Source organism: Micromonospora sp. ATA51, from assembly GCF_016802855.1.
Classification (GTDB): Bacteria; Actinomycetota; Actinomycetes; order Mycobacteriales; family Micromonosporaceae; genus Micromonospora; species Micromonospora sicca.
Window position 1 is genome coordinate 1 of sequence record NZ_JAEVHJ010000310.1, and the last position, 7,798, is coordinate 7,798.

The 7,798-nt window shown below is 74.8% G+C and carries 6 protein-coding genes and 1 pseudogene; 2 read left to right on the forward strand and 5 right to left on the reverse strand.

Translation table 11 applies throughout. The features are described 5' to 3' along the window. The 4 genes from JNW87_RS31140 to JNW87_RS31155 form a co-directional block, all read right to left on the reverse strand. On the reverse strand, positions 1–725 hold a 725-nt coding region (locus tag JNW87_RS31140; RefSeq protein ID WP_238454897.1), incomplete at its 3' end, for a hypothetical protein. A gap of 40 nt (positions 726–765) precedes the next feature. Beyond that, complete coding sequence (locus JNW87_RS31145) at positions 766–1,764, reverse strand: hypothetical protein (protein WP_238454898.1); 999 nt, start codon at positions 1,762–1,764, stop codon at positions 766–768. Between the two features lie 100 nt (positions 1,765–1,864). After that, on the reverse strand, positions 1,865–4,732 hold the full coding sequence (locus JNW87_RS31150) for a peptidoglycan-binding protein (RefSeq protein WP_238454899.1): 2,868 nt from the start codon (positions 4,730–4,732) through the stop codon (positions 1,865–1,867). 723 nt (positions 4,733–5,455) lie between these two features. Next, complete coding sequence (locus JNW87_RS31155; RefSeq protein WP_236648106.1) at positions 5,456–6,322, reverse strand: S1 family peptidase; 867 nt, start codon at positions 6,320–6,322, stop codon at positions 5,456–5,458. A 382-nt stretch (positions 6,323–6,704) separates the two neighbouring features. Between JNW87_RS31155 and JNW87_RS39940 the strand changes: the two genes are divergently transcribed. Continuing rightward, positions 6,705–7,025 carry an FAD-binding protein gene (locus tag JNW87_RS39940; protein WP_309234119.1) on the forward strand — a complete coding sequence of 107 codons (321 nt, stop codon included), beginning with the start codon at positions 6,705–6,707 and terminating at the stop codon, positions 7,023–7,025. After that, positions 6,908–7,660, forward strand: a complete 753-nt coding sequence (locus JNW87_RS31160; protein WP_309234120.1) for an FAD-binding protein — start codon at positions 6,908–6,910, stop codon at positions 7,658–7,660. The genes JNW87_RS39940 and JNW87_RS31160 overlap by 118 nt, the downstream gene beginning before the upstream one ends. Here the strand turns inward: JNW87_RS31160 and JNW87_RS31165 are convergent. Next, positions 7,575–7,798, reverse strand: a pseudogene (locus JNW87_RS31165) (hypothetical protein); the annotation flags it as partial. The gene JNW87_RS31160 and the pseudogene JNW87_RS31165 sit on opposite strands and share 86 nt — an antisense overlap.

Genomic DNA, 7,798 nt, shown 5'->3' on the forward strand with positions numbered 1-7,798 from the left:
CCCTCCGGCGTCTCCCAGCCGGCCGGGGCGTAGCGCTCGCGGAAGTAGCCGCCGGGGTCGTGGACCAGGTCGACCACGCGTTCCAGGTGCAGCTCGTCGGACAGCTCGGCGACGCCCTCCGGCGTCTCCCAGCCGGCCGGGGCGTAGCGCTCGCGGAAGTAGCCGCCGGGGTCGTGGACCAGGTCGACCACGCGTTCCAGGTGCAGCTCGTCGCGGCGGCGGGGAAGCCGGATCGGCGCGTCCCCGGGCGGCATCGGCGCGCTGGGCTGGCTGGCGGCCGCCGGGTCGACCAGGCCGAGCAGGTCGAGCACCGGGATCGACCAGGGTGCCCGGCGCAGCAGGTAGGTCAGCACCAGCAGGTCGACCAGGTCGTCGGCGAGTTCCGCGGGCAGGCCGGGCACGTCCGGCAGCCCGTTCTGCACGCTCGGCAGCGCGCCGATCTGCCCGAACACCTTCCCGATCGCCTCGCCGAGGGTGCGCAGCCCGTCGAGGCTGTCCAGCTTCGCATCGTTGCGGACCACCGCCACCGCGGCCAGCGCCTCCCCGACGGTGGCTGCCCACTCCTCGAAGCGGGCGGCGTCGAAGCCGCTGACCGCCTCCAGGTCCCAGCCGAGGGCGCGCATCAACCGGGCCCGCCGCCACGGGTCGTACGCGGCCAGCACCGGCTCGGCGAGCAGCCGGACCTCGTCCCACAGCAGCGCGAGTGCGTTCTTGCCGTCAGTCATCGCACATCCCGTCCTTCCGTGCCGCCCGGCCGTCCGCCGGTCACGCGGTCACCCGCGGCAGGTCGCTCAGGTCCAGCCGCAGCGAGCCGCGGGCGGCGGAGAGGGTCCGCTCGGCCGCCGGCAGGGTCGCCACGGGCAGCGTGTAACGGTGCCCGGCCGGCCAGGTCGGCCAGCCGACGGTCGAGCCGAGCGCGGTGGCCACCGGGGCGTCGGCCGCCACGACCTGCCGGATGGCGGTGACCAGGGCGGCCTCGTGCGCGTCGGTCCAGCCGGTGGGTGGCCCGCCGAAGTCCGGGCCGAGCGCCTTCGCCTTGCTCAGCACCAGGTGCAGCTCGGTGGCGGCCCGCGGCCGGCTGCGGAACTCCGCCGTCTCCGCGCGGGAGGTGGGCGGCCCGACCGCGACGAGCTGGTGCGCCCGGTACTGCTGCCAGCAGGCGAGCAGCGCCGCCGATCGCTCCGAGGTGAACACGTCCCCGATCCGGGCCCGGCGGGGTTTGCCGTCGGCGCCCGGCACGTCCGGTACGCCGGGCGTGATCGCCGGGTCCGGCGAGTCCCAGTCGGTCACGAGGAGGTCGTGCAGCCGCTGGCGGGCGAACGCCCACATCCCCCGCCGAACGCCGTCGTGGGCGCGCAGGGCCAGCGCGTACCGGTGCATCCAGTGCCAGGAGCGCAACCCGAGCAGTTCCAGGGTGGTGCCGATGCCGTCGCGGGCCGCGCCGGTGGAGTCGGTCTGCGCGGGTCGGGCGCGCAGCACCCGCAGGTCGGCGAAGAGCAGGCCCGCCCCGTCGCGCCCCCAGCCGGGGACGGCGTTCACCCCGCCCTGCCCGCCGAGCGCGTCGTACGCGTCCCGGTCGGTGGCCCGCAGGTAGGCCAGGTACGCCCAGAGCTCGCCCGGTTCGGCGTTGATGTCCGGCCGCGGTGGCAGGGTGGTCGGGGCGACCTGCGGCCCGTGCGCCCGCCAGCCGAAGGGGCCGAGCCGGAGCACCGCCGGATCGTCGGCCGCGACGGCGTCCAGCCAGCCTCCCGCGGCCTCGGGCACGTGGTTCTCGGCGCCGCCCGGAGGACCTTGAAGGTGGAGAGCTGCCGGGCGGCCCGGGCGCCGGCGTCCCCACCACCGGCGATGGCGGTGGCCAGGTCGGTCAGCGTGGGGCCGGTGACGTGCCCCTGCGCCCGGGGCAGGACGCCTCCGGCAGCAGCTCCGACTCGGCGTCGAGGACCGGCCCGCTCCACTCGGCGTCGACGGCGTGCGCCCGGTACGCACCCAGCCGGATCAGCTCCGGGTGCCCGGCGGGGGCGCTCCCCGCGCCGGCCGGCCGGCCGGTGACCACCCGTGAGTAGAGCCGCTGGTCGGCGGCGGTGACCTGGTCGAAGATCCAGACGTTGGGTTGGTCCAGCCGCTGCGGGCTGTCCCCGGCGACCTGCCACGACTCGACCACCACCGGGCAGCGCCACCGCTTGTCCAGCCAGTGCTTGACCGCCACCTGGGTGGCGAGATCCGCCACCCCGCTGATCGGCCCGAGGTAGCGCTCGGACTCCGGCACGTCGACCGGTTGCAGCCGGTCGGAGTACCGGGGGGCGGTGGAGCCGGCGGGCTCGACGGCGGTCCGCTCCCGCCGGGCGTACGCCTGGAACTCGCGCACCGCCCAGTAGGTGAGGATGCCGTACTCGCCGTCGGTCTCCTCGGGGGTGAGGAAGCCCAGCGTCGCCAGGTCGTGCTGGAGCCGGCTCACCCACCGGTCGGTGACCAGGGTCGCCGGGCGGTCCACCCCGTCGTACCGGGCCTTGGCGGTGGCCGTGGCGTCGTGGTCGTCGGGCCGCAGCACGAAACCGCCGTACGGGGCGACGGTGGTCAGCGAGCAGCCGAAGGAGAGGTCGACGGTGTACGTGGTCAGCGCGGCGGCGCGTTGCTCCCCGGGCAGCTGCCACCAGAGCCGCTGGGTGGCGGACTTGCACTCCCCGGCGGGCCAGTCGAAGGTGATCTCGCCGAGGTTGTTGCGCCCGACGATCTCCTTGCCGTTGCCCCACGATCCCTTGTAGTGGTCCAGGTTCCGGGCCGCCGCCAGGTACTGGGCGAGGGCCTGGTCGCGGGGCAGGCCGGCGGGGTCCAGCACCGACTCCGGCGTCCCGTCGCGGCGCACCGTCGGGTCGGCCTCGTCGTGCCGGAGGAACTGCACGTACACGTTCCACTCGGGCTGCCGGCCGAGCACCTTGAGCGCGTCGTAGTCGCTGACCGCCGGGCGACCCGATACCCACCAGCCGGTCACGTCGTCGGCGGCGACGGCCACCTGCACTCCGGCCTGCATCCGCTGCCCCTCCTTGTCGGGCAGCTCGTTGGCCCAGCCGACCAGGTCGATCCGGCCGGTCACGTCGAGCAGCGGCACGTAGCCGACGTCGTGCAGCAGCCGGGTCTTGAAGTCCTCGTTGCGGAACGCGCTGGCCACGAAGCCGGCGAGCACGCCCTCGGTGCGGTTGACCCCCTCGTAGGGTTTCGCCGGGTCGGGCCCGCAGGCGTAGGGGAGGGTGGCCGAGTAGCGGATACGTTCGGCGGATCCGAAGTGGATGTCGCCGCCGAGCAGCACCAGTCGCCGGCGCCGCACGCCGTCGGGCCCCGGGGGCGCCGCGGCGAAGAGCCGGGCCAGGATCTTGTGTACGGCGGCGTCGCTGGCCACCCAGGCGTCCTCTGCGTCGGCGGTCCACCGCCCGGCGGTCGCGTTGGCGATCGGCTGGGCGAGCTGTTCCAGCACCGGCACGCCGAACAGGGCGACGGGTTGGGCGATCACCGTGACCGCGTCGTCGCCGAGCACCCCGCCGCCGGTGAGCATCTCGTTGAGCGGCTGGTCGTCCAGGAGCAGGCCGCCGGGGTGTTCGGGCCCGGCCGGGTACTGCCGCCAGGTGCGGGTGTCCAGCGCGACCAGCTGGTAGCGAGGCCAGGTGACGGTGTAGTGGTAGGTCAGGGCTCCCGCCGGCCGGGTCAGCCGCCCCTCGTTGGTGACCGCCGTCGGCAGGCCGAGCCGGGTGCGCAGCGTCAGGTCGTCCGCGTCGTTCGCGCCGGCCGACCAGCCGCGCAGGGCCGCCAGCGCCGTCCGCCCGGGCTCCCCTGCCGAGCCGGTCTCGGCGTACCGGTCCGGGGTGTTCCCCCAGGCCTGGAAGACCACGAAGGCGGCCATCGCGTTGCGGACGATCCGTCGGCCGAGCGGGGACTTGACCACCGCGTCGTCGACCCAGGTCCGGGTCATGTTCCAGTCGTCGGTGACCTCGTGGTCGTCGGGCACCATGTACGTCGCCACGTTGGCCAGTTGCCGGCGCACCGCGGCCAGCCCGAGGCGGAACGTGCGCAGCGCGATCGCCTGCTGCTGCCAGCGCTCGTACCGCTCGATGATCTCCTTCTGCTGCGCGCTCGGCGTGTAGGCCCGCCCGGCCAGCATCAGGTCGTACACCGTCTCGCCGGGCCGGCGGTCCTCCGGGTCCTTGAGGATCCGGGTGTCGGCGGCGAGGACGTGCTCGAAGGTCGGCCAGCTCTGCGGCCACAGCACATCCGACCAGGCCATCAGGTACACGCACAGGTACTCGCGCAGGGACATCAGGTGGCTGTCGGCCGCGCCGGAGGTGAACTTCGCGTCCCGCTCCATCGTGGTGGCCCGCTTCCCGGGCAGGTACGTCGCGTCGGTCGGCGGCGAGCTGGTGCCGACCGGCATCGCCTCGGGTGGGAGGCCGAGCCGGGCGGCCACCCCCTGGTACGCGGGCACCGCGGGGTCGCTGCCGGTGGCGGGCAGGGCGTCGTGGCCGTGGACCAGGCCGAGCAGCGGGTCGGCCACGTCGTCGGCGTAGATCTGGTCGCCGCCGAGGACGAGCTGGTGGGGACGGTGCACCGGGTCCCCGCCGGCGGCGGCGATGATCGGGTCGAGGATGGGGAAGGCATCCGGGCCCTCGCCGTGCGGCTTGCGGCACGACCCGTGGAAGATGCGCAGCTGGTTGGGGTCGGTCGGCGGGGTGACGAAGGTTGGCACGGCGGGGACGGCGGCCGGCGCCTGTGGGTGCCCTGGTAGGTCAGCGCGGCCCGGGCGGCCGCCGCGTCGGCGGCCACCACGTCGGCGTCGAAGAGGCTGCCCGCGCTCGCCCCGCCGGAGAAGGCCAGGTCGTAGCCGTAGAGGGTGCCGGGGGCGAGGGTGATCCCGGTGGCGGTCACCGCGACGACGTGGAGGCGGTCGGCGAGCCGTACCGTCGTCCGGCTGCCGGTGCCGACGCTCGCGGCGCGGGCGAATCCGGGGGCCGGGCCGAGCGCGAAGACGGTCAGCGTCACGGTGCACTCGGCGCGGAGGGCGACGAACACCGTGACGCTGGTCGGGTCGACGCGGCGCACGATCGGACCGCAGAGGACGAGCGGTAGGCCGGTCGGAGCGGTCATGTGGTGTCCCTTCGCCCTCGGCGACGACCGTTGTAGACCTCGATTGAAGTCACTGCGCCGCGCGCCGACTACCGGCGCAACAGCGCGAACGTTCGGCCTTGCCGGGTGACAACCATCGAATCGACGACGGGTGGCCCGATCCGACCGGGCGGGCTGAACGTCTACTCAGGCTTTTCCGGTGACGGGGACCCGACGCGCCACTTGCCCCGGCCAACCGCCTCGCGGTAGAGCCCTTCGGCAGCGGTGACCGCGCGACAACGCGAAGACCCGCACCGAGATGGCTCGGTGCGGGTCTTCGGAGGTTCGGTCTGCGGGCCGGGACGGGTCAGTAGACGGTCACGCCGTACGCGCTGGCCGCCTCGGTGACCGGCTGGAAGAACGTCGTACCGCCGGACCGGCAGTCGCCGCTGCCGCCGGAGGTGATGCCGAGCGCCTTGGTGCCGTCGTAGAGCGGGCCGCCGGAGTCACCGGGCTCGGCGCAGACGGTGGTCTGGATCATGCCCTTGACGGTGCCGCTGCCCACGTAGCGGACCGTGACGTTGAGGGCGGTCACCGTGCCGCTGTGGGTGCCGGTGGTGGACCCGGTGCGCTTGACCGCCTCGCCGACGAACGCGTTGGCGGCGGTGTAGCCGCCGGGGTGGGTCAGCGAGGTGTTGTCGTAGCGGACGAGGGCGTAGTCGTTGCCCGGGAAGCTGGAGCTGATCGTCGGGCCGATCAGGGTCTTCTGCCCGGAGTCGGTGTACCACGTGTTGGCGACGTCGCCGCAGTGCCCGGCGGTCAGGAAGTAGTAGACGCCGGACTTGACCACGTTGAAGCCCAGCGAGCAGCGGTAGCCGCCGCCGTAGATGGCGTTGCCGGCGGACAGCATCGGGCGGAAGACGCCACGGGCCCGCTCGATCCGGATCGCCCCGGCGTTGCCGCCGGCGCTCTTCTTGATGGTGGCGAGTTCGGCGGCGGACACCGAGTCGTCCGCGGTCACCACCACGCGGCCGGAGGCCGCGTCGACGCGCCAGGCGATGCCCTCGACACCGGACGCCTGCACGGCGGTGTCGGCCTGGGCGAGCTGGCTGGCGCTCCAGCTCTGCGGGGCGGCCGAGGCGGCGCTCGGCACGGTGAACGCGCCGACGGCGACCAGGCCGACGGCGGCGGCGAGCAGTGGGGTGAGCCGGCCGGGGGTGTGTCGGATTCTCACGGTCTCCTCCTCGGAGGGCGGCGGGCGACCGGTGCGGGCGGGGCCCATGAGGCGTCGCGGTGGTCTCGGCTCGGGGTGTTGACCTCGGCGAACGTGGTAGCCGCGAGTATCTACCAGCGTCGATTCATCCGCAAGGGGCCCACCGGCGGTGGCCGGTCCGCGACTAGGGTGTCCGCGGGGAGGTACGCAATGACGTTGCAGATGACCGGGGCCGCGCGCCCACCCGTCCGCGCCACCGACGGGGGCCTCCGGTGAGCCGGACCGCCGACCCCCACCTCGCCGCGCTGGTCGCGGCGCTCCCCGGCGCCGTCGCGACCCGGGCGGCGGACCGGCTGCCGGCTGGCCCACGACGCGTCGCACTACCTGGCTGCACCCGCGAGCGGTGGTCACCCCGGCCGACGCCGACCAGGTCGCGGCCCTGCTGCGGCACAGCCGTCGCAGCGGTACGCCGTTGACCTTCCGTTCCGGCGGGACCAGCCTCAGCGGGCAGGCCGTCACCGACCAGCTCCTCGTCGACACCCGCCGGCACTTCCGCGAGCTGACCGTCCTCGACGACGGCCGGCGGTCCGGGTGCAGCCCGGCGTCGTGCTGCGCCAGGTCAACAACCGGCTCGCCCCGTACGGCCGCAAGCTCGGCCCCGACCCGGCCAGCGAGTCCGCCTGCACCATCGGCGGCGTCGTCGCCAACAACTCCAGCGGGATGACCTGCGGCACCGAGTTCAACACCTACCGGACGCTGGAGTCGCTGCTGCTGGTGCTGCCCAGCGGGACCGTCCTGGACACCGGCGCCCCGGACGCCGACGAGCGGCTGCGGGCCACCGAGCCGGAGCTGCACGCCGGCCTGCTGCGGTTGCGCGACCGGGTCCGCGGCAACCCCGACTCGGTCCGCCGGGTGCGGGCCCAGTACGCCATGAAGAACACCATGGGCTACGGGGTGAACGCCTTCCTCGACCACGACTCGCCCAGCGAGCTGCTGACCCGGCTGGTGGTGGGCAGCGAGGGCACCCTCGCCTTCGTCGCGGCGGCGACCTTCCGCACCGTACCGGTGCGCCGGCACGCCGCGACCGGCCTGCTCGTCTTCGACGACCTGGCCCGGGCGATGGCCGCGATGCCGGCGCTGGTCGCCGCGGCCCGGCGGCGGTCGAGCTGCTCGACGCCGCCGCGCTGCGGGTCGCCCAGCTCGACCCGCAGGCGGACGCCGCACTGCGCGGCCTGGCCGTCCGGGAGCACGCCGCGCTGCTGGTCGAGTGGCAGCTGCCGGCCCCGACGTCCCAGATCAGCCGGCCGAGTCGGGGCCGCAGCCGGGCCACCACGAGGGCGCGCACCTCGGCTTTGGTGATCATCGAGGCGCGGTGGGCGTACGCGGACTCGGGCAGCGCCCACCCGCCGGGCGGCGCGGCGGCCGGCTGGTTGTCGGCGCGCATCGCGTCCGAGGGCGGGCACGCGGCCTCCCCCGGTTCCGGGTGCGGCGGCCGCC